This is a genomic window from Paenibacillus sp. J22P15 (assembly GCF_056269345.1).
On sequence record NZ_JBWDNT010000006.1, the window covers coordinates 16,180 to 40,715 of the forward strand.

The following is a 24,536-nucleotide window of genomic DNA, read 5'->3' on the forward strand; positions in this document are numbered from 1 at the left end:
TAGCTTTTTGTGGCTCTAGGCGCAAGTCCGAATCTACATTCGTAACAACTTTGTCACGATTTACTAAAAAAAGTGAATCTTTAGCTTGGAGTCCGCTTTCATTACTAAGCCCTGCACATATAAATTGTCCATCTCTTCCATGATCTATAACAGCTTCTTGAAAATGATGAATGATCTTGTACTCTTTATGAAATAATGAAATAACTAAAAAAGGAATCGGGAAGCAAACACTCTTCCCGATCCTTAAACCAACTATTTACTATTCAGCAGTGCTAATATCAAGGTCACAGCTTCTGCTCTTGTTGCATTATCCGCAGGAGCGAATATACCGCCATCTCTGCCTTGAATCAGATTCGCTTTAAATGCTGCTGCCACATAAGGCTTAGCCCAATTCGGGATTTCATTAGCATCTTTGAACGATAGCTCTGCATTGTTCTCAAGAGGCAGCTTCTTCGCACGGACGATCATAGCTGCAACCTCTACGCGCGTAATGGCTTGAGCCGGACGGTAAGTATTATCTTCGAACCCGCTGGCGATACCCGCGTTCACCACACTCGAAATATAAGGTCTTGCCCATGCAGGAATATGATCTATGTCTGCAAATTCAGCGTTACCTTTTTCTTCTAGATGCAGCGCTCTTGCAAGCATTGCAGCAAACTCTGCACGCGTTACACTTGCATTTGGACGGAAGGAATTATCGGTATAACCATTAATGAATTTAAGCTGAACAGCTTGTTTAATGGCTTCTGACGCCCAATGTCCGCCAATATCAGTTAGAACAATGCCAGGTGTCGGTTCCTCAGGATCTTTTCCGCCTGGACTCACTGGACCAGGATTGGTTGTCCCCCCGTCAGGTGGTGAGGTCTCCGCGTTCGTTTTGACGACAACGCTCGGGCCATCTGTGCTCCACTTACCGCTTTCGTTTCCTGCTTCAATCTTGAACGTGTATGACGTATCCGCTGACAATCCGCTCGCTTGGTAGCTGTAAACACTACCTGCTACGCTCGCCAGTTTCTCGCCATCTTTGTAAATAACATACTCTGTGATGCTAGGCGCATCGACAGCCGATGTCCAATTTAAAGTTACCCCTGTCTGAGTCACATTCGAAGCGGTCAATGTCCCATTTTCCCATGTTGGCGCTTCTGGCTCTGGTTGTTTCACATGAAGAGTTAGCGCTTTGGTTGGCATTGAAATCAATTCGCCAGTCGAAGAATATTTAATATTGTCGAAAGCAAATGTACGTCCATTTGCACTATCCCATAAGTAACCGAGTACGATTCTGTCGAAGCTTGCAATCGCAGTCGTTGTTTTCACCAATTGACCATCGATATACATCTTTAAGTCTGTTCCCGATGTATAGTCCCACTTCAGTTCATGCCAGCCAACACTTCGCTTGACCGACGTTGCCTCCCATGCGGTTGAAGATGCGCTTGCCCTTACCGAATAATAATCCAGTGACCCATAGGCGCTGCCATCATACAATAAGCCCATACCTGCCAGCAAGCTGCTTCTTGCATTTCCGACATGCGCAACAACCCGCGTCTTCGAGCTTTCCGAGCCGTCATCATAAAGCATCATTGATACGACGCCCTGCTGCTTGCCGCCAAACACCTTTTGAATGGCATTACTGCCGTTTCCGACAACATATAGCGCACTTTGATCGCCATGATAAGCGACTTTATCAGAAATAGTGCCCGTCGTAATACTCGTACCCGTCTCCGGCATGAAGTCATTCCAGCCATTCTCGAAACTCTCCGAGTAGACCAGATCCTTGTATTCCTGCACCTTAGCAGAAACCTCAACCTCTGTGACACCCGTTAGTTCGCCGATCACTTCAAGCTTGCCTGTCAACGAATCTATAACGACATTCTCATTATCCGTCACATACTCCACTTGATGATAATCCGCGTATTCGATCGTATTTTGATCCTCCGTTACGCCGTCAATTCTTAACTGCAGCGTAGTCTTCTCGTCCGATAGCTCCGTTTCATCCGAAGCAACCATATAAGATACGACCTTTGAAGGTGCATGAACAATGACGCGTGCTTCCGCTTTTACATTTGGATTAATGGTGCTTTCAGCCGTAATGATCGCTTCGCCCTCAAGCAGCGGTGATACAAAACCTTGCGAATTAATAGCGGCTACTGCAGGATTACTGCTTGACCATTTGATTCCTTTAAACCAGGCATTTGTAGGCCCAACTGAAGCTGTCATCTTCTCGCCTTTGTGCTTAGCATGCAGCTCTATCACAGGCTTATCAATAACAATAGTTTGAGGCATAACCTCTGGTGTCTGCTCACTTGGTGCATCGGCCGAATATTCATGCGCTCCGATATCCACTTTAGCAGCTGACGTAATCGGATTATTAAAGAAATCTTTTGTTGCAGGGGCCCATACCGATGGCGTCAAGGCCGTCATATCCATGCCCGCATCGATTGCTGGCGAACCTGGCAGTAATTTGTATCCATTCAATTTCTCTACATCGAACGTGCTTTGACTAGCATTAATAATATCTTTCGGTTCTTCACCCGCTCTTGCGAATTGCGGACTCGCGAACAAGTTTTGTTCCAATGATAATCCAGTCAACTTCAAATCCACGTACTCGCTGCCCGGATAAAAGATATTATTTTTCACTTCGCCGCCAGCAAAACGATCTTGTCCAATCGTTGTATTGGCTTTGGAGTAAAAGATGTTATTATACATCCTTAAGTATTTTCCAGGATCGCTGATCAGCTTTGTCTGTACATGCGCATCCGTAAAGAAAGTATTGTTATGAATTAGCGGAGCATCACCGAGTGTAGTCGGTAGGTAATGGAATATATATCGCCCATCCCCATCATTCACACTAATATTATAGCGGACGAGAGAGTTTGTAGAGCCGCTCATAAATAGAATGAATCCACCACGATTGCTATGACTGTAGTTATATTGATAGAGAGTCCCTTCACTAAACATATCCACATCAAAGGCCTGTCCATCGTTGTAACCGTAAATACCGCCATACACTTCATTATATTGAATGACCATATCCTTGACGCCAATGACCCAGAGGCCGGCATAATTGACATTGCCTACATTTTTCGCAGAATGCCTGACGACCGTATTGTATTCCATTCTGCCGTTGCTGCCCACGTTGCTCATAACGAAGCCGTCACCCTGCACATCAGCAACATAGTTATTATTGAACACCACATTTCTCAGAACTCTCGGAAAATTGGCTTTCGTATCACCTTCACGATAGAGACCCGCATTTCGAATCCCTTCTATATCTACCCGTTCAACCGTATTTCCCTCAACGAGTACATCCTCGATATTACCAAGAATCAGAATACCTCCACTGCCTATTTTCCAGCCCGAAGGGTTTCCATCGACATCGTGAATATAGTTGTTTTTAATGACGATTCCAAGATGTGGATTGGCTTCCCATTCCGCTACATTTGTCGAGGCCGTTCTAATATTAATGCCAGACCGTTGTGAGATAACGTCAGGGTTTTTATTCGTTAATTCGAAATTATGAAACTGTAGGTAGCTGCCGTCGACGACGTCGATCGTAGCGGATAACGTCTTATCCTTCACGCTTGTATAATTTTGAATGATAGCTGATTTCTCAGTCGTTGTTGTTCCATTCCCGTTAATAATCGGTCTTACCGAAGGATCATCATTTCCATATTTATCGAAGACAATTGGCGCTTCTTTGGTGCCTGAGATCCCTCTTAGCTTTAATGAGCCGTTCCATACGTCTCCAGCTTTGAATAAAATTCGATCTCCAGGCTGCCAGTTTACGCCACTGACCTTCTCTAGCGATGCCCAAGCTTTATCTTCCGATTTGCCGTCATTTTCGTCATTGCCTTCATTACTAATATAATACGTTGAGCCTGTCACCGTCTGTTCCGCTATAGCTAACGGCTGCGAGTCTTCCGATGGGAAACTCGACTCCTGTGCTGATATAGCGGGAATTGCTATTGTCGTTAAGAGTGGGACTAAAAGAACCATAGATACAAGCTTTTGCTTAATAAATTGTTTCAAAAATATCATCCTCCTGTTATTTTTGATGAACTTACGACATGATCGTTATTTTAGAGAACACCTCCTTATTCATTTCGATCTTCGTTTCTTTCAAGCGCTTGCTTACTTCTTCTTCTAACCTCTCTTGTACATAGAGCTGAGTGACTGCGTTCTTTACAACGTCATACTTTTCAATGCCTTTATCACGCTTCTCTAGAAGCCTATACCTATACCTTTCGTCGCCTAATTGATCGATATCGCTATATTCACCTTCCGAGAAGCCGAGAAAATGGGTGTAAAGATTTTGCGAAAGTGTGTCCTCTTTGGACGTTTCCGTCAGATTAAGTGTCAGATGCTCGGTGGTTAACGGGATGCCTAGTGAAGCTGCTGCTTCGTCTATCGATAGATTGTCCGAAGAGGCAGCTTGGCTAATTTCATTCCATAGCTCCTTCACGCCTGCTTCGCTTATGATGGAAATTTTCTCGTAATCAAACTCATAGCCTTTATGAAAATACTGTTGCTTCACCTTGTCATAATAAAGTTTAAGCTCATCATCTGACAGCGTACTCTGCGCTTCCTTCGTCCATTTATCAATTAGTTTCTGAACATTCATACTTTGATAATAGGAGTAATACTCTGCTTTCCCATATTTTTTTGGGCCGTAGATAGGCTGGTTATTAGCTACTTTTCTTGCTCTATCCTTATTTTCTCGATCATAGCTCTTCAAGAACGCTTCGTAAGAAATGTCACTGACAATCCCATTTTCCTTCATAATCATTTGTTCAATCTTTATCTTCACAAGTTCATCCATTGCTTTTTGCTTTGCATACTCTAGTGGATTTTCACCGTTGAAAGAAGCTGTCCAAAAATCTTTGTCATAATCGGCATTGTAGGTTCGTTTGAAATAGCTTGTTGTTAATGCCTTGTTGCTTTGCAAAAAAGCTTTAAATTCACTATCAGAAACCACGTAATTATCAATGGTAAAAGCAGTCTTCTCCTTGTTGCTGAGAGAAGGCATATTGCCAAGGACTAAGGCCCCAGCAACAACTAAAATAAGCATGCTGCATAGCGCTATTAGCGTCTTTTTCACTTTCACGATAATCATATCTCCTTCCCTCATGTAAGCACTTACATTTAAACTTTATACCATTATAGTCACAAACCAAACTTCACTATAATAAACAGATTTGACTGATATCATATAAATTTTACCTGTTTATAAAATTGAAGCTTACTGTTCTAAATAGAAAAGAGGCTGTCCCAGAAGGTATTAACCTTAAGTGACAACCTCTTCATATCTACCAATAGCCTTTAATTCCTTTGTTCATACGAATTAGTGCCTCTAAATAATAATAATCGCCCCAAATCATATAATCATCGGGCGCACGATCGCCCCGCACATGATAAGAGCCATGCTTGAGCAGCCCTTCCGCATCCGGAAGATCCGTCGTTGCATAATGATGGACTAACGAATCCATGCTGCTATGAATCGCCTGCTCAAATACAGCACAGTCGGAATCCCCCTCTGCAAGCAGCTCCAGCAGTTCTTGCAAGCCGCATACGGCAATTGCAGATGCTGAACTGTCTCGTGGTGTACTCTGCTCAATCGGTACATCGAAGTCCCAATAAGCAACATGATTCTCAGGCAAATGTTCAATGAAATAATAGGCTAGCCGTTTGGACGTTTCCAAAAAATCGGCATCTTTCGTATAACGATAAGCGAGAGCAAATCCATAAATGCCCCAAGCTTGACCCCTTGTCCACGTCGATCCGTCCTCATAGCCTTGATGAGTCCCGCCTCGAAGCGCATGGCCGGTCTTAGGATCAAAGTAAAACGTATGATAAGACGATCGATCTCCTCGAACCAAAAACCTTTGGCTAGCACGAGCATGCTTATAGGCAATATCATAATATTTTTGTTCGCCTGTCTGCTCATAGGCCCAGAACAATAATGGAAGATTCATTAAACAATCAATAATGATGCGTCCACCGTTTTCCAGATCATCCTCTTTGCCCCAGGCTTGAATAATCCCTATGTTCGGCCGCCAACGTAAATAGAGCTTTTCTGCAGCTTCAAGCGCCACAGTACGGGCCTCTTCACTTCCTGTCACTCGCCACTGTGCAACTGCTGACAAGGAATATAGGAAACCAATATCATGATGATCGAGTGCTACATGGCGATCTAGACGGTCTTTAAAGTTAGGCAGAAAAGACTCAGCTGCTTCCTTATAAAAGGAATCTTCGCTAGATTCATAGGCAAGCCACATCATACCAATGTAAAAGCCCTCAATCCAGTCATCATTTTCTCCCCACTCATAACGCTGCCCCTCAATAATATGCGGCAGCTTTCCTGGATGTTTATTAATATTTTTCTTCACTTTATCTATCGCATCGTCAATTGCAGTTTGCCACATGAATATGCACCGCCTCAAATAATGTCATTATGAAATATATTATCGATGATCACTCAAATTGACCTTTACTCCAAACTGAATATTCGCTAGGCCTCATACCCATCTCGCGTTTGAACAATTTAATGAAATAGCTTTTGTTGGCATAACCCAAATGATCAGATATTTCTTCAACACTTTTGCTAGATTGCTGGAGAAGCTCCTTCGCTTTCTGAAGCTTGACCATATTGACATATTCGATGAAATTTTGATTCGTCTCTTTTTTAAACAGGCGGCTAAAATAACTCGAATTCAAGTTCAAATGGTTAGCCATATCCTCTAACGTCATTTTCTCCGTTACATGTGATACGACAAACTGTTGAGCCTTGATCACTTCTGTCCTTTTGGAGCTGATCGCAAATATACTTAATCTTCTGGATAGCTCATTCAAATGCTGAATCATCCATTCTTCCAAATGATCCAGTGTTTCAATTGCATTGACCGTATCGTATAACTTCTCTTCTGATAAGAAAGGGTGATACTGCAGCGTAACTTTCGTCTTCATTTGCAAATCCATGAGCAGCTGTAAAACTAATTCCTTTACGTTGCTAGGATGAAATCTTCTGCTTCGAACCCCACTCGCCCATTGGACTATCGCAGCCCTCAGCTTATCGGGTTCATTTAGTGCAATGCTCTGATTTATGCTCGCAAACAATTGAGAATACTCTGTATACATATCATCTTTGGAGAATGACACAACTCCGAAACTGTGTACGGCCGATTCCTTTAGATAAAAGCAATGCTCTGGTTCTTTCAGCATTGGAAGGAGGACACCTTGCATTTCTTTTGGACCTCTAGTTTCTCTGCCTTGAATACAAGAAACGGATATTTTCAAATACTTATAGATAACTGCAATCGCTTCCTGCATCGCATAATAAATCATTTGCTTTTCCTTGGCGGGATCATTGCTGCCATACAAAATAACTAGCTGCTTATTGCTATAACGGAACGTCAACCAGCGTGAAGCATCCAATAAGTCATGCAATACATTTTCAACAGAGAACGCAATCGTATAATCATTCAATTTCCTATTGCTTGCGACAGTCGACATACGATCAATAATAACGACCAGTGGAATATAGCTTATGGCATCCAGTGAAATACCGTTGGTTCGGGCTTGCTCGATCCATGCCTCGTTTGTCCAATAGGACTGAAACAATGTGTCTTTCAAAAACTTTTCTTTAAACGCGGATTGGTTCTTTTGCTTATACAACACCATATCCGTCGCTTTTTTGTTTTCCAATTGCAAATCGGACACTATATTTTTCAAAATTGCTTGTAATTGCTCTACATCCAAGCTTTCTTTCAAAATATAATCTTTCACATTCAATTTCAGCGCTTGCTGTGCATACTTAAATTCATTGTGACAGGAAAGAACAACTGCTCTGCCTTTCGGATTAATTTCACAAAATTTCTCAAGCATCTCGAGCCCACTCATTTTCGGCATACCAATGTCTGTTACAATAATGTCGGGCGGACACTGGTTTGCTGCCTCCCATGCCTCAAGGCCGTTTGAATAACAGCCAATCAACTTAATGTCGAGGTCATGCCATAAAACGGTTTGAGAGAGATAACGTACTACCGGATAATCATCATCCACTAGAATTGCCGTCAACATGCTGCGCACCTGCTCTCTTACACTCAAATGGGAATGTTAATGTTATCGTCGTTCCAACACCTGACTCGCTTTCGATTGAGGTTTTCACATACTCTCCATAAACGAGCCGAAGCCTCTGAAACACATTTTTCACGCCAATACCCGAAAAGCTTTTATTTTCGCTTTCCTGCGGGTCGCGCACATCTTCGCTTTTCAATTGAAGCTCTTTCAGCTTAGCCTCGGTCATTCCAATTCCGTTATCTCGAACTATAATTCGAAGCAGTTCACGCCCGTTGACGTACTCTTTATTAGCATCGATAAAAATTTCACCGTCGAATTGCTCGAATCCGTGAATAATTGCGTTTTCAATTAATGGTTGAATCATAAACCGCGGAACCAACGCTTGCTCGCATCCAGCCTCAAAGTTATATGCTACTCTAACTTGATTGGCATGACGGAAATTCATCAGCTTCACATAATGGAGTACAGTGTCGCCTTCTTCTTCCAAAGGTATAAATTCATTATCCCGATTAATTGTCATTCGCAATAAAGAGGAAAGTGATTTGATTAATTCCGCATTCTCCTTATCCCCCCGAATCAGTATATTGAGTCTGATCGAATTGAGCAGATTGAACATAAAATGTGGATTGATTTGAGCCTGAAGCATTTCAAGCTCCGCTTTTCGCTTTTTTGTTTGCTCTAACGTAATTTGCTCGAAATTCTCCTGAATGCGATCAAGCATAAAATCAATCGTTTTGGCAAGATGGCCGACTTCATTATGTCCGCGAATGCCATTGCGTTCGTCAAGCTGCCCACGTCCAATTTTCGTAACAAACACGCTTAGATCACGAATCGGCTTCGTCAATGCAGATATTCGAATCGTCAACAGAACGAAGAATAAGGAGAAAAATAACGCTTGAACGATGAAACTAATTAACAAGACCTGTCTGTTTTTATCAATTGCTGCTGACATCGGAATAAGACTAACGACTCGCCAGTCGTTGCTTTCTAGTTTTTGCTCGACATAAACATATTTTTTTCTATCTATTTCGATGGTTCGTTCAATTCCCTCTCGCTTCCACCAATCCAGCTTTGTTCCTATTCGGGATGGATCAGCCTGTGAGATCACGACACCGTTCGGGTCTAACAAATACATTTCCTGATTTTCATTTGTCGTTAGATAGGGACGAACTAAGCGCTCATTTATATTAACGATCATATAACCAATGGGAATACTTGCCGTCTTTTTGATCGGTCTTGCCATCGTTACGAAATTAGTCGTCATCTTGGCTGTTTGAAATTGTTCACCTAGCCAATAGGCAGAAAATATCGGTAGTTCGTTTAATTGATTAAACCATTTCTTCTCATACCATAAGCTTGGATTCAAATCACTATGCGAATAGTTTGTATAAAAGGGTTCCTTTACCCCTAAAATCGTAACTTGAAAGTCGTTTTTTTGAATAAAAAGATCGTCCAAAATTCGTGATAGCTTGCTGAAATTAACCGCGTATTCTCGCTTCTGCTCCTGTGAGGTTAATCCCGTCTTGTTTACCATAAGCATTTGACGTATTTCAGAGTTCATCAACACAAAATTCGATAAATTTAATGTCTGCTCAAATATGCTGTTAATCTCTGACTTCGCGACCTTAAGTGAATCTTCCGCATTCAATACCACTTTGTCTAAAATGATATCTTTCGTTAAATAGTTTGTGACGAGATAAATAACAGCGAGCGGAATGACAAAACAAATCAATGCTGACCATACTAATTTCATCCGTAATGTAGCTTGTCGTTTTAACACAAGTGCAGGCCTCATATCTGAATAGAATAGGGACAGAAATTGATGCTCCTCCTGTCCCACAACATTGTATGCCCTTTATTACGAAAGATCAATTTCAACTTAGTTCATCATTAATTCCCGTTGTTTTTCACAACCTCTGCGATATTTTTATCAATATTCGCAATCGTAGTTTCCACGTCTTGCTTGCCTAGAATATACAACTCCGCCTCAGGAATAACCGTATTTTTGGCCTCATCAGCATATTTCGCAGGAACTGGCGCATTACCTGGAACCGTAGTACTCATCGTATACTTCAATGACTCTACATCGATTTTCGAAGGATCTTTAGCTGCAGCTACTATGGTATCGATTAGCTTGCTGGAATCAGACTTCGCCCAGCCTGAGAATACGCGACCGCTTACAGCAAGACCTTCAGAGGTGTACCATCTTACAAAGGTATAGGCTGCTTCTTTGTTTTTTGATTTCGCAGCTACACCCATATACGTCGGTTGTACTGGCGAATAATGTTTGCTTTCTCCATCTAGTTTAGGCAGTGGGGCGAATGCAGTTAGGAAGTTAGCTGGAATCGCATCCGTGCCTCCGGATTCAGCTACCATCCAGTCTCCCATCGGCAGCATTGCAGCTAGACCGTTGAAATATTGGTTACGGTAAGCAAGCTTTTGCGAAATAATATCCTCATACATATTTGCGCTTTTGTCTTCGTACATCATTTTTTTCATCATTTCTAGATTTGCTTTAAGCACAGGGTCTGTCGCGTTGGAAGTACCATCCGCTTTCAGGAATGTGTTTTCCGAAGGTTTGCTCATCATTTGCAATTGGAAGTAATCCGGCCAGTTATGCAAATAAGCTCCGTAACGCTTCGTTGTTCCTTCACCCTTCGTTAATTTTTGCGCATATTCCATAAACTCGCTCCAAGTCCAGTCCGTTGGAACAGGCAATCCAGCCTCGTCGAGCATTTCTTTATTCAAGAGTACGAACCAACGCTGCATGGAGGAAGGCAAAGCATAAATTTTATCGTTTACCTTCGTATCTACAAGATACTCGTCTTCGTATTTATAGCCGTCTTTCTCAATGTAGCTATCCAAAGGCTCAAGCAATCCAATATCAGCGCGCTGTGAATAGTTCGTGTATGGCAGCTCAATAATATCAAGCTGATCATTCGATGCAGCCATGAGATCTAGCTTTTGCATGGAAGCAATTGAATCACCTTTTTCATTTAACAGGTCAAGCTCTACCTTAATATTCGGATGTTTTTCTTCGAATGCCGAAATCACTTCAGTCCACTTTGCCTTGCCGTCGGTTTGCCATGTGCTTAACTTCAGCGTTACTTGCTCTGCCGCTGGCTCTTTAGGAGCATTCGTTGCGTTAGCAGCGTTTGTGGCGCTGCCAGCATTTGAGTTCCCGCCATTGTTGCCCCCGGAGCAAGCCGATGCGAATACAGCTAATCCCAATAACATCATCGTTAATCTCTTTTTCATAATAACCCTCCTAATATTTATAACACGACTCGTTATGAAAACGTCTACAAACAAATCCTACCACGTTCAAATCTGGTTCGAAGTTCCCAAATTTTACTGAAGAGAAACTATTTTGACTTTGTTACCCTTTTACACCACCAAGTGAAATTCCTTCAATAACTTGTTTTTGACCAAGCGCAAAAATGATAAGCAGAGGAACGATCGCCGATACAGCGCCAGCCATCATTAGTGAGTAAATGTCTCCGTATTGGTCACCAAAAAGTCTGATACCGAGCTGAATCGTAAATAGGTCCTTAGATTTCAAGAAGATAAGCGGATACTGGTAGTCATTCCATGTCCATATAAAGCGTAGTATTGCATAGGTCGCTAAGCCAGGACGAATAAGCGGAAGCGCAATTTGAAAAAAGGAACGGAAATGACCTGCACCATCCATGCGGGCGGATTCCATAAACTCGTTGTTCACACTCATAAAAAATTGTCTGAGCATAAATGCTCCAATAATACTGAAGCTGTTGATAAGAATAAGACCAATATGCGTATCGATTAAGTTCAACCAATTAAATAATAGAAATTGCGGTACAAGTGATGCTTGCGGAGGAACCATATACAAGGCAAGCACGAGAAGAAACATCGTGTCTCTGCCTCGGAAGCGTAATTTGGAAAAACCGAACGCCGCTAGCGCGCATACGAATACATTAATCAAAGTTGTCGTGAGTGTAATATATATGGAGTTGGTGTAATACCGGAGAAATCCTCCTGTCCACACTTGCTTGTAATTTTCGATAAGATGCCACTTCGTTGGAATCCATTCAATAGGGAAATTAAAAACGTCTGCTTCCGGTTTGAATGAGGTGGTCAGCATCCACAAGAATGGAAGCAACGACAACATGCCGAAAGCTGCCATAATTATCGTCCATACGATTTTGGATACATTCACATTTTTCATCGCCATTTCCTCCTTTCTAAATTAATAGTTTACCCATTTTTTTTGTGCGAGCATTTGCAAGCCCGTAATAGCAAGACAAATGACAAAAAGAATGAGTGCCATACTTGATGCGTAGCCTGTTTTCAATTGATTGAATGCCGTATCATATAGCTCATATACGATAACGGTCGTCGAATTAGCAGGGCCGCCTTGTGTTAATACTTGAATCAAATCGAAAATTTTGAAAGTGCCTATAATTCCGGTTACGAGCAAGAAGAAAGTAGTCGGTGATATGCAAGGCACCGTAATCTTACGGAATTTAGTCCACGTATTCGCACCGTCAATATCAGCAGCTTCGTACAGGTCCTTGGGAATACCCTGCAAACCGGCAATGAAAATAATAATGTTATAGCCTAGCAGAATCCATATTTGAATCATCATCAACGATGGCATCGCATAATCGATATCAGCCAGCCATTTCGGCGGGTTGTCGATGCCAATTGAGATTAAGAAGTTGTTTACAGGTCCATGCGAGGGATGAAAGAGTACCTGCCATACCATAGCTACAGCCACAACACTTGAAATGTAAGGTAAAAAATATACAACTTTAAACATATCCTTCAAATAAACATGCTTATCAATGATAATGGACAGCACCAATGCCAGTACAATCGTAATGGGTACCGTTATGATGAAGATAAGATTGTTTAACAAGCTTTTCATAAAAACATCATCATTAAATAATCGCTCAAAGTTATCCAAACCTACAAATTTTATTGCATCAATTCCCGCAACAAAATTCCAACTCGTAAAGCTCAGCAGTAGTGACCCCAATACGGGAATCAACGTAAGAACTACGAGCCCGATCATTAAAGGAGCAACGAATAAATAGCCTGCAATTTGCTCCCTTGCTCCCATACTGAGCTGGACTAACGTATTTTTCTTTCTCATGAAGCTCCTCCTTCAAACTTTCTTTATATGCTTCATTGTAGAAAATAAAAAGGGAGCTCATAAGAATTAGATCTTTGTATTTTGAAACAAATTTTACTTTTTATCTTATTACAAGCTTCTCTCAAATGACGTTTTCTTGTCTATCGTCCATCGCTGAGATATTTCAGTTTGGTTGTAAATATGCAAAAAAAGTGGAAGCAGACTGAGTAAACTCAGCTTGCTCCCACTTTTCAATTGACTATTCGGCTGCCGCAGCAACCTTTAGATTCTCTTTACTCCGCGCTATCGTCCGTTCACGATCACGCTCCAAAATTGGTTTTAAATATTTACCAGTGTACGATCCCTCTACCTTAACAACCTGCTCTGGTGTACCCGTCGCAACAATCATACCGCCGCCGTTGCCGCCCTCTGGTCCTAGGTCAATTAAATAATCAGCCGTTTTGATGACATCCAGGTTATGCTCAATAACAAGTACTGACTCACCCGAATCAACTAAGCGATGCAGCACCGTCAACAATCTATCAATATCATGTGCATGCAGGCCCGTTGTCGGTTCATCCAAAATGTAAAGCGTCTTGCCTGTGGAACGACGATAAAGCTCAGCAGCCAGCTTCACGCGCTGTGCTTCTCCTCCGGATAAAGTTGTCGCCGGTTGCCCCATCTTCATATAGCCAAGACCAACGTCCAGCAGCGTCTGCACCTTCCGGTGAATACGTGGAAGGTTCTCAAAGAAAGTGCAGCCGTCCTCAATCGTCATTTCCAATACTTCTGCAATATTTTTCCCTTTATATTTCACTTCAAGCGTCTCCCGATTATAGCGCTTGCCCTTGCAAATCTCACATGGTACATAGACATCAGGCAGGAAGTGCATTTCGATCTTAATGATTCCATCTCCGCGACATGCTTCACAGCGTCCGCCCTTTACGTTGAAGCTGAATCTTCCCTTCTTGTAGCCGCGCACTTTCGATTCCGTCGTACTAGCATACAAATCACGGATGTCATCAAATACACCTGTATAGGTAGCTGGGTTCGATCTTGGAGTCCGACCAATTGGCGATTGGTCAATATCGATGACCTTCTCCAAATTCTCGATGCCTCGCATTTCCTTGTACTGCCCCGGACGCGTCTTCGCCTTGTTCAAATCACGAGCTAGTGTTTTGTACAAAATTTCATTTACGAAGGTCGACTTACCTGAGCCAGAAACGCCCGTCACCGCTGAAAAGACACCAAGTGGAATTTTCACATTAACGTTTCTTAAATTATTTTCCTTCGCACCGCGAACCTCTAACCATTTATCGCTCGTCTTGCGACGTTCTATCGGCACCTCAATAAATTTGCGTCCGCTTAAATATTGACCCGTTAACGAGTTTTCATTCGCCATTACTTCCGCTGGTGTACCTTCAGCAATGACCATGCCTCCATGTATACCCGCTCCTGGGCCGATATCGATAATATAATCAGCAGCGAGCATCGTATCCTCATCATGCTCAACAACAATCAACGTATTTCCGAGATTTCGCATATGCTCCAGCGTCTCGATCAATCGGTCATTATCCCGCTGATGGAGGCCGATGCTCGGCTCGTCCAATATATAGAGGACGCCCATAAGACTGGAGCCGATTTGTGTGGCTAATCGAATACGCTGCGCTTCTCCGCCTGAGAGTGTGCCTGCGGCTCTGCTCAACGATAGATACTCTAAGCCAACGTTCACAAGGAATCCTAGTCGACTGTTAATCTCTTTCAAAATTAAGCTCGCAATCGTTATTTCCTTCGGTGAGAGCTCAAGTGATTCAAAATAACGCTGTGCCTCGCCAATGGAAAAGGAGGTCACTTGAGAAATATGCTGCTTATTAATAGTAACCGCTAATGTTTCCTTGCGAAGTCGTTGTCCCTTACAGCCTGCGCATGGCTTAGCACTCATATAGTTCTCAATATGCTCGCGCATCATATCCGATGCGGTATCTCTATAACGTCGCTCAAGGTTATGAACGATGCCTTCGAATGGAACATAGGCTTCTTTGCGATGACCGAAATCATTCTCATATAGGAAACGAACACGCTCTCCGCCTGTTCCATATAAAATCTTCTTCATTTGCTCCGGCTCAAGCTCGGATACCGGCACATCCTGCGGTATGCTATAGTGCTCGCAAACCGCACTTAGAAACTGCGGATAATAATTTGACGTACTGCCTGCCCAAGCAAGGAAAGCAGCATCCGCAATCGACTTGCTCATATCTGGTACGAGCAGATCTGGATCAACGATCATTTTCATGCCTAATCCATCACAATCTGGACATGCGCCATAAGGGCTGTTAAACGAGAACATGCGCGGCTCCAAATCTTCAATACTAAAGCCGCACTCCGGACAAGCGAGGTTTGAACTGAAAAGAAGCTCCTCTTGATCAATAATATCAACGAGTACGCGACCTTCAGAAAGCTTAAGCGCCGTTTCAAGAGAATCCGCCAGCCTCGTTTGAATATCTGTTTTCACAACAATACGATCAACAACCACTTCAATGCTGTGTTTTTTATTTTTTTCGAGCTCGATCTTCTCACTCAGCTCACGCAGCTCACCGTTCACACGTACACGCACAAAACCTTGCTTCTGAATATCAGCCAATAGTTTCGTATGCTCGCCTTTGCGTCCTGAAATAAGAGGAGCCAAAATTTGCAGCTTAGTCTTCTCGGGATATTCCATAATTCGGTCAACCATCTGCTCAACCGTCTGCGATGTGATTTCAATGCCATGCTCAGGACAATGCGGCTTGCCGATACGGGCAAATAAGAGCCGCAAATAATCATAAATCTCTGTAACCGTTCCGACCGTAGAACGCGGATTACGGCTCGTCGTCTTCTGATCAATGGAAATGGCCGGTGATAGTCCATCGATAGAATCGACATCCGGCTTTTCCATTTGTCCTAGAAATTGACGCGCGTAGGCGGACAATGATTCAACGTATCGACGTTGCCCCTCCGCATAAATGGTATCGAATGCAAGCGAGGACTTACCAGATCCGCTTAACCCCGTCAGTACTACAAACTTATCGCGCGGTATCGTAACGTCAATGTTTTTTAGATTGTGGGCACGAGCGCCCTTAACCACTATTTTATCGCTAGCCAATCGTTTCTCCCCCTACTTCTTAGCCCATCTCGGCACGCAATTCAAGCAGCGCATCCCGAAGCTCGGCAGCACGTTCGAACTGCAAGCCCTTCGCTGCATCCTTCATTTCTGCCTCCAGCTTTTGAATTAGCGCCAGACGATCCTTCTTTGTCATTTTGTCCACACCAACACCGGTTAAGTAATCCGCTTTCTGCTCAGCTACTTTTGTTGCCTCAATTACATCGTGAACTTTTTTCTTAATCGTTTGCGGCGTAACGCCATGCTTCTCGTTATATGCAAGCTGAATCGTACGGCGACGCTCAGTTTCTTTGATCGCCCGATCCATGGAGTCTGTTATTTTGTCAGCATACATGATAACGCGGCCTTCACTATTCCTTGCTGCACGTCCAATCGTTTGTATAAGTGCACGATCCGAACGAAGAAAACCTTCTTTATCTGCATCGAGAATAGTCACCAGCGATACCTCAGGCAAATCGAGGCCCTCTCGAAGCAAATTGATTCCGATGAGGACGTGAAAAACGCCCAGCCTTAGATCACGTAATATAGCTAATCGCTCAAGCGTCTTAATATCAGAATGGAGATATCTAACCTTAATACCGATCTCCTTCATGTAATCAGTCAAATCCTCTGACATTTTCTTAGTCAGTGTCGTGACAAGCACACGTTCATCCTTTGCTATGCGGTCTCGAATTTCATTCAGCAGGTCATCAATTTGACCTTTGCTTGGGCGGACGTCGATAATCGGATCAATTAGACCTGTAGGCCGAATGATTTGTTCGATCATTTTGTCCGTATGCTCAATTTCGTATGGACCTGGTGTTGCAGATACATAAACGAGCTGCTTCGCCTTCCCTTCAAACTCCTCAAAGCGAAGCGGACGGTTATCCATCGCTGACGGAAGTCGGAAGCCATGATTAACGAGCATCTCTTTACGAGCACGGTCACCATTGTACATCGCTCGAATTTGCGGCAGTGATACATGTGATTCATCAATCACGATTACCATATCATCAGGGAAATAATCAAGCAGCGTGTATGGCGTAGCCCCTCGCTCCCTAAAGGTAAGCGGCCCAGAATAGTTCTCGATTCCTGAGCAAAAGCCCATCTCCGCCATCATTTCGAGGTCATACCTTGTCCTCTGCTCCAGCCGCTGAGCTTCAAGCAGCTTGCCTTCTTCGCGCAGCTCGGCGAGGCGCTCATCTAATTCCCGTTCAATATTGACGAGTGCTACCTTCATCGTCTCTTCATGAGTTACGAAGTGAGAAGCAGGAAAAATAGCAATATGATCGCGTTCACCGATAATTTCACCAGTTAGTACATCAATTTCTGATATACGCTCAATTTCGTCACCAAACAACTCGACTCGAATGGCACGCTCATTATTCCCAACGGGAAAAATCTCAACAATATCGCCGCGAACACGAAATGTTCCGCGTGTAAAGCTAATATCGTTACGCTTATACTGAATATCGACCAGCTTGTGCAAAATCGTATCCCTCGACTTCTCCATCCCTACACGGAGGGAAAACACAAGACCACCGTATTCCGAAGGTGATCCTAAGCCGTAAATACAGGAAACACTGGCAACGATGATGACATCGCGACGTTCAAACAGAGCGCTCGTCGCTGAATGTCGAAGCTTATCAATTTCATCATTAATACTTGAATCCTTCTCAATAAAAGTATCGCTGGAGGGAATGTAGGCTTCTGGTTGGTAGTAATCATAATAGCTCACGAAATATTCCACGGCATTATCGGGAAAAAAAGACTTGAACTCGCTGCACAGCTGCGCGGCAAGCGTCTTATTGTGCGCAATTACGAGTGTCGGCCGATTCAGTTCCGTGATCATGTTCGCTATCGTGTACGTCTTGCCTGTTCCGGTTGCGCCAAGCAGCGTCTGATGCCTCTTACCTTCATTAATACCTTCTATAAGCTCCTCGATCGCCTTCGGCTGATCCCCTTGCGGAGTATAATCCGATTTCAGCTCAAACAGCTTCGATTCCTTAGCAAGCCCACTCACGCTTATCATCCACCTCCGTCAATCCGAATTTTATTATCTTATCATTATAGTCAATTATAGGAAATTCATTTCATCAATTTATTAAAATAAGAATGTTTGTTCCCCTCTATTATATCGTTAACTATCATGCGGTGCAACGTGGGAAAAACAAAAAAATACGCAGAGCGAGGTCAACTTACGAAGAAGACGTTAAGTAGATTTAAACTTAAAAAGGTGGATCAGGAATTTCTCCTGATCCACCTTTTTGTATTGCTAAACACCTAATACTAGCTATCTATTCTCTCCACCCGTGCATCACGCCGATTAGACGCATGATAGCTGCGAAGGAGCTGCAGTAATGAAGCGGGCCCAGCCGATGCGTAGTAGTTCGCCTGTTCATCCGGAGCCAGAATTACGCCAAGCTGATGATGCTCGCCAGCAAATCGTGCACGCTGTGCAAATTTGATTTCTCCATCGAGATTTAATACCTCCAGCTTGCAAAACGCGGAGTTTTGCACTAAAGCCTCGTAAAGGTCTTCTTTCGTACGCACGCGTATACCGTTTACCTTATGCAATATCTCTCCTGTCGCGAGCCCCATCATCGCAGCTGGTGTTCCCGGTACAATTCCTAATATTCGCAGTCCACGTGAGTCATGGACATACAATGGCGATTGAGACGCTTCCCTTGATCGGCTTCTCCATATGATCGCTTCATGCAGCAATAGTGATGCCAATGCAGCAAGCGGGAGCAGCATCGGCTGCCACCAAGCCAGTATAGCTGCACCTGCCAAACATATGCTGTACAAAAACAAGCCTTTCGCAGCATGCTTCGCTTTTTCGCGCGGCAATAACGATCTTGTCATTTCTGTAAAGCCAATAATCATAGGCAACGCTACGAACGACCAGCCCTGTGTCCAATCTGCACCAAATAATGGCGTCCACGGCAATGCCATCATTGACGCTCCGCTAGCATCAGTCGGTATAAGCATAAGAAGCGGTACTGGCCAAAAACCTTGAAGCATGTAGCCGCCGACCAGCTTTCCTCGTTTGCCTTCGAGAAACAATGGCGTAGACAATCGATCCCCTTGCCAGCGAACGAGTACAGCCTCAGCTAGATGAAGCAGCGCGACCAATACGAGCAACCCCGCTGCATCAATACCAGCGAGCGATGCTGCTAATGTCCCTAACCAGTCTGTACGCTCTGAAAGTGCTGTCCATCCAAGAATCCATTGAAGAAGGGTAATGACTCCGGCACTATAAGCAAAGCATAAGTACCTTATTCGAATCAGCATCAGAACAGCAGCAACTGCCCATAACCAAAGGACGGCTTCGCCCGATAACGATACACCAACGAATGCACCGGCAATAGAAACGGATATACCAATCGCGAGACCTGTTAACATCGCCTTAAGAACTAAGCTTGGCCAATGATGCAGCTTAACTGCAAACATTTGCCTCTCCACTCGAATTTGCCTTGTATACTGTAAAATAATGAAAAACACCGCAATATAATAAAATGGCTGTGCAACTAATTGGACAGCCGCTTGCCCGAGCATTTCAAATAACTCGATCGCCGTTTCCAAAGCTAACACTCCTTTGCTCGTTCCACATATCTCTGTAAGGATAAAAAAATAAAAGGCCGACCCTGTTAAACAGAGTCAACCTTTTATTAATTCGACATATGCACTTTATTTCCTGCTTACTGCCTTAATTGCTTCAAGCAGCTGCTTATCATTCTTTTTGTCCTGAATCCATTTGACGACTTCCTTCTCTAGTGCCTCGCCAGTTTGCTGGTCGACCTGTCCCGTAGCCGACAAGCTATGCTCGGATTGGAATTTCTTAACGGCCTCTGTCGTTTCCACTCCGTAATAGCCATCCTCACGTTTTGGTTCGTACCCAAGCCCATGCAGCATAATTTGTACGCTTCGCACCTGTTCACCCAGCATATCCTGCTTAAGCGTCTCCGAAAGCGTGAGTCTTGCCACTGTATAGATTTCTGGTGGCTTCACGGCAATATCAGGTTTAATGCCATTTTCGTGAATCCAATTGCCCTTTGGCGTTAACCATTTGGCTATTGTCATCTTTAGAAGGCTGCCATCTCCTAGCGCCTTGTTATAGCTTACCTGTACAGTCCCTTTGCCGAAAGAGGTTTCGCCAACCAGCTTCGCGCCTGCACTCTCCTGTAAGGCGCCTGCCAATATTTCTGACGCGCTTGCACTGCCGTTATTCATAAGAACCGCAATTGGATACGTTTTACTTTGTCCCTTCGACAGCGTCTTTTCCCGATTCCCTTCCCGGTCCTCAACTTGTACAACAGTTGTGCCTTTCGCTAGGAAGGTCTGCGAAATCTCCACAACTACCGGCAGCACTCCGCCCGGATTGTTGCGGACATCCAGAACTAGCCCCTTCATCCCTTGCTTCTCAAGCTTCTCAAGCTCCTGCTTAAATCGTTCTGCTGTATGCAGAGAGAATTGTCTGATCTCAATGATACCTATTCCATCCGGACGCAAGCTGCCATATACCGTTTCTACATCGATATCATCGCGGATGAGAACGAGCTGTATCGGATCAGAAAAACCAGCCCGCTGCACCTGAATTTTCGCTTTTGTTCCTTTAGGTCCACGAATTTTCGCTACTGCATCCTGCAAATTCAGTCCATCCAGCTTTGCGCCATTAACCGAGAGCAAAATATCCTTCGCCAATAGACCAGAGCGTTCCGCCGGCGAGCCCTTAATAGGAGAAACGACAACAATCCGCCCATTTTCAAGCGTTACCTCAGCTCCGATACCGGTAAAAGAGCCTTCAATCGATTCTGAAAAATGCTGAGCTGCGCCCTTTTCCATATAAACAGAGTAGGGATCATCGAGGGACGACATCATTCCGCTCACTGCACCATCAAGCAGCTCCTGGCGATCTACCTTCTGATAATATTTTGTTTCAATTAATTCTAGTACCGCATTAAGCTTCGTCAGCTCTTCCATTCTAAGCCTGAAGCTATTACCCTCATCAGCTGCTGCTGCCGAAAGTACGGGCGCTGATGGCTTGTCTGTAGTAATCATTTGATCCGCGATCGTCAGCGTAACGAGTACGGATGCCATCATCGTTAGCATAACGAACGCGAACACTGTCCGTCCTTTGAACTGCACCTGTCTACACCACCTTCTCATCTTACACGGCCTTAGATTTAAGACCACACTAGTATATGACAAGCTGCTTGCAATTATTTGTATTTTTCTGTAAAGATGATCATTTTTTAAATTATTTTCTCATCGATTTTAAATAAGGCAGCCACATGGGCTGCCTATGTATGATTGCTATGAAGGATTGCCTTATTTCAAATAACCGCTTGGATTAACTGTCACTTGACTCTTGCGCACCTCAAAGTGCAAATGCGGACCTGTTGAATTGCCTGTACTGCCAACCTCGGCTATTTTCTGGCCTTTCTTAACCGATTCACCCTTATTAACGTCGATTCCGCCATTACGAATATGTGCGTATAACGTCCATAGGCCATTACCATGGTCAATCATTACCGTATTGCCATATGTGCTCCACTTCTGGGCAACGAGCACTACACCATCTTCAGCTGCATATATTGCCGTGCCCTGCGGTGCTGCAAAGTCTAAGCCTGTATGTGTATGTTTCTTGCCCGTAATCGGATGGGTTCTTGTACCGAATTTCGAGGTTATACGGTAGTTATCCCTAATTGGCATACCTAGCTTGCCGCCCGAATATGGGTTCGTAAATTTATTTTTGTCTGCATTCAGCTTGGAAACTTTCGCTGCGAGCGCCATGAGCAGGTCCTCTTGCTCCTTACTTATGCCCTCAAGCGCCTCTAACTCATGGTCGATTTCCTCCATCTTGTTGTTGAGCTGCTTGATATTGCTATTGTAGCTCGCTACCATGACTTCCTTCTCTTGTTCCTTCTTCACGAGATGGGCTTCATATAGCTCCAGCTTCTCATAAATGGCTTTCACTTCTGCAAATTGCTTCTCTACCTCTTTTTTCTTGAGAGCAACAAGCTCCTTTTCTTTTCTTTGCTCTGCCAGAATATCTCGGTCCTGTGAGAGAATCGATTGAAGCGCATCGAAGCGATCAATAAAATCAGTAAAGCTTGTCGCGCTTAGCAGCACGTCCATATAAGATACGAAACCATTAGTATACATAAGACGCATACGGGATTGCAGCAGCTCATCGCGCGTTATTACACGTTCTTCCGCCTGTTCGAGCTCAAGCCCCGTTTGCAACAATTCCTCTTCCTTTGCATCGCTCTGCGCTTCCATCTTTGTTTTGTTAATTACGACATTGTCGATCTCTGCCATCAGGTTAGCAATCGAAGCTTCAGCCTCTGTTTTCTTACCCTGAATATTTATCTTCTCACTTGCTGCCGATTTCGCCTCATTTTGAGCATTAGCGGCCTGCCGTTCCGCCTTAGCGGCACGTCTTTCCGCTGCCTTCATTTCCGCCTTGGCAGCTGCAATTTGTTTCTTGATTTCGCTGAGCGATGCCGCTTCTCCCCCGGTTGGTTGCAGTACAAACACCGTGAGCATCATCGTAACTGTGAATAATAGCCATTTACTTTTCTTCACGTTCGCATCCACCTACACTTTCAAATACTTTCGTATCGAGATCGTGCTGCCCCAAATACCGAGTAATGTTCCAAGTCCAATGAGCAGTGTGGCGGTCAGCGTACCAGACTCCTCTATCGTGATGAGTTGAATCATCATGAGCGATAATTCCATCTGTGTAAATTTCACAATTTGTGAATAAGCCGAGAGCACAGCTATTGTTGTAATAACCGAGCTAACAATCCCTATCAGAGCACCTTCGATGAAAAACGGCCAGCGAATAAATGCATTCGTCGCTCCCACCAGCTTCATAATGCCTATCTCTCTGCGTCTTGCAATAATAGTCATTTTGATCGTGTTCGAGATCAGAAACATTGCGGTTACCGACAAGCCTACAACTATAACGATACCTATGTAACGTAATGCATTTGTAATTTTGAACAGCGTCTCAACTGTGCCTTGTCCATATTTGATTTTGGCAATCGGAATGAGCTCATCCGCTTTATTAATCGCTTCGATCTGCTTTGCTGCATCCTCGATCGATTGCGGTTCATATACCTCTACCGTAAACGAATCCGGCAGCGGATTTTTTTCTTTCTCATAGCCGTCCAGTAAATCCTTATTCTCATCGCCTAGATTTTTACGAAGCAGCTCAAGCCCTTCTGCTTTGGACACAAATGTTACTTTTCTTACCTCTGTTAAATTGCCGATTTTGTTCTGAAGCTCCGTTATCTTCGCCTGATCTACATTCAACTGAAGAAACACACGAATTTGCACTTGGCTCTCAATCTGTGAAGCCATATGGTTTACGTTTAATGCCAGCAACAAAAATATGCCAAGAATGAACAAGGAGATAAAGATCGAGCTCATTGAAGCAAACGACATCCAGCCATTCCGAAGGATGCTTTTAACGCCTTCTCGGAGATGCCGGAGTAAGGTTCTAAGCTTCATAGCCGTACTCCCCTCTTGCCTCGTCACGAACGATATTGCCGTCCTCAATTGCGATGACGCGCTTACGTATAGAGTTAACGATTTCTTTGTTGTGCGTAGCCATAATGATCGTCGCGCCGCGGAAGTTGATTTCCTCCAGCAGGTTCATAATGCCTAGCGACGTCTCAGGGTCCAAGTTGCCCGTAGGCTCATCCGCTACGATGACGGTTGGATTATTTACGATCGCTCTAGCAATCGATACACGCTGCTGCTCACCGCCCGATAACTGTGCTGGCAGACTTGCATGCTTATGTTTTAAACCAACCAGCTCCAGAACCTCCATCGTTCGCTTCTTAATGACACGAGTTGGAGCTTCTATAACTTCCATTGCAAAAGCTACGTTTTCAAATACGGTTAGTTTAGGCAAAAGTCTAAAGTCCTGAAATATAACGCCTATATTACGTCTAACAAATGGAATTTTGCGCGGTTTCAGCTTCCCTATATTAAATCCATTGACAGAAATCTGTCCTTTTGTCGGTACTTCCTCACGATAAATTAATTTCATAAATGTTGATTTACCTGCACCCGATGGTCCCACTAGATAAACAAATTCATTGCGATCTATACGAACAGAGACGCCTTTTAACGCATGCGTTCCGTCGGTGTACGTTTTCCATATGTCCTGCATCTCAATCACATTATCACATCCTG

Annotated in this window: 15 protein-coding genes; all 15 read right to left on the minus strand. The window is 43.8% G+C overall.

The genetic code is table 11. The annotated features are described in order from the left end of the window. Window positions 1-252 precede the first annotated feature (252 nt). The 15 genes from AC0YN6_RS15055 to ftsE all read right to left on the minus strand — a co-directional run bounded on the left by AC0YN6_RS15055 (window position 253) and on the right by ftsE (window position 24,522). Window positions 253-4,026 carry an S-layer homology domain-containing protein gene (locus AC0YN6_RS15055; protein ID WP_475747805.1) on the minus strand — a complete coding sequence of 1,258 codons (3,774 nt, stop codon included), beginning with the start codon at window positions 4,024-4,026 and terminating at the stop codon, window positions 253-255. Between the two features lie 31 nt (window positions 4,027-4,057). Continuing rightward, a complete protein-coding gene (locus tag AC0YN6_RS15060) occupies window positions 4,058-5,101 on the minus strand; it encodes a hypothetical protein (RefSeq protein WP_475747806.1) in 1,044 nt (347 codons plus the stop codon). 202 nt (window positions 5,102-5,303) lie between these two features. After that, window positions 5,304-6,419, minus strand: a complete 1,116-nt coding sequence (locus AC0YN6_RS15065; RefSeq protein WP_475747808.1) for a glycoside hydrolase family 88 protein — start codon at window positions 6,417-6,419, stop codon at window positions 5,304-5,306. A 49-nt stretch (window positions 6,420-6,468) separates the two neighbouring features. Further along, window positions 6,469-8,073, minus strand: coding sequence for a response regulator transcription factor (locus AC0YN6_RS15070; RefSeq protein ID WP_475747809.1), 1,605 nt, complete (start codon window positions 8,071-8,073; stop codon window positions 6,469-6,471). Continuing rightward, a complete protein-coding gene (locus AC0YN6_RS15075; protein WP_475747810.1) occupies window positions 8,048-9,853 on the minus strand; it encodes a cache domain-containing sensor histidine kinase in 1,806 nt (601 codons plus the stop codon). Before AC0YN6_RS15075 ends, AC0YN6_RS15070 begins: the two co-directional genes overlap by 26 nt. Window positions 9,854-9,963: 110 nt before the next feature. Continuing rightward, complete coding sequence (locus AC0YN6_RS15080; protein ID WP_475747811.1) at window positions 9,964-11,331, minus strand: ABC transporter substrate-binding protein; 1,368 nt, start codon at window positions 11,329-11,331, stop codon at window positions 9,964-9,966. Between the two features lie 121 nt (window positions 11,332-11,452). Then, window positions 11,453-12,277, minus strand: a complete 825-nt coding sequence (locus AC0YN6_RS15085; RefSeq protein ID WP_475747812.1) for a carbohydrate ABC transporter permease — start codon at window positions 12,275-12,277, stop codon at window positions 11,453-11,455. A 21-nt stretch (window positions 12,278-12,298) separates the two neighbouring features. Further along, window positions 12,299-13,207, minus strand: coding sequence for a carbohydrate ABC transporter permease (locus tag AC0YN6_RS15090; protein WP_475747813.1), 909 nt, complete (start codon window positions 13,205-13,207; stop codon window positions 12,299-12,301). 238 nt (window positions 13,208-13,445) lie between these two features. Then, a complete protein-coding gene (gene uvrA, locus AC0YN6_RS15095; protein ID WP_475747814.1) occupies window positions 13,446-16,328 on the minus strand; it encodes an excinuclease ABC subunit UvrA in 2,883 nt (960 codons plus the stop codon). A gap of 19 nt (window positions 16,329-16,347) precedes the next feature. Then, window positions 16,348-18,348 (minus strand): excinuclease ABC subunit UvrB, encoded by a 2,001-nt coding sequence (gene uvrB / locus AC0YN6_RS15100; RefSeq protein WP_475747816.1) that lies wholly within the window; start codon window positions 18,346-18,348, stop codon window positions 16,348-16,350. Window positions 18,349-18,614: 266 nt separating this feature from the next. Then, window positions 18,615-19,910: a serine protease gene (locus AC0YN6_RS15105; protein ID WP_475747818.1), complete on the minus strand. Its 1,296-nt coding sequence runs from the start codon at window positions 19,908-19,910 to the stop codon at window positions 18,615-18,617. Between the two features lie 105 nt (window positions 19,911-20,015). Further along, window positions 20,016-21,473: a S41 family peptidase gene (locus AC0YN6_RS15110; RefSeq protein ID WP_475747819.1), complete on the minus strand. Its 1,458-nt coding sequence runs from the start codon at window positions 21,471-21,473 to the stop codon at window positions 20,016-20,018. 183 nt (window positions 21,474-21,656) lie between these two features. Then, complete coding sequence (locus AC0YN6_RS15115; RefSeq protein WP_475747821.1) at window positions 21,657-22,916, minus strand: murein hydrolase activator EnvC family protein; 1,260 nt, start codon at window positions 22,914-22,916, stop codon at window positions 21,657-21,659. 12 nt (window positions 22,917-22,928) lie between these two features. Beyond that, complete coding sequence (gene ftsX / locus AC0YN6_RS15120) at window positions 22,929-23,846, minus strand: permease-like cell division protein FtsX (protein ID WP_475747822.1); 918 nt, start codon at window positions 23,844-23,846, stop codon at window positions 22,929-22,931. Further along, window positions 23,836-24,522 (minus strand): cell division ATP-binding protein FtsE, encoded by a 687-nt coding sequence (gene ftsE / locus AC0YN6_RS15125; RefSeq protein ID WP_475747824.1) that lies wholly within the window; start codon window positions 24,520-24,522, stop codon window positions 23,836-23,838. Before ftsE ends, ftsX begins: the two co-directional genes overlap by 11 nt. Between the last annotated feature and the right edge of the window lie 14 nt (window positions 24,523-24,536).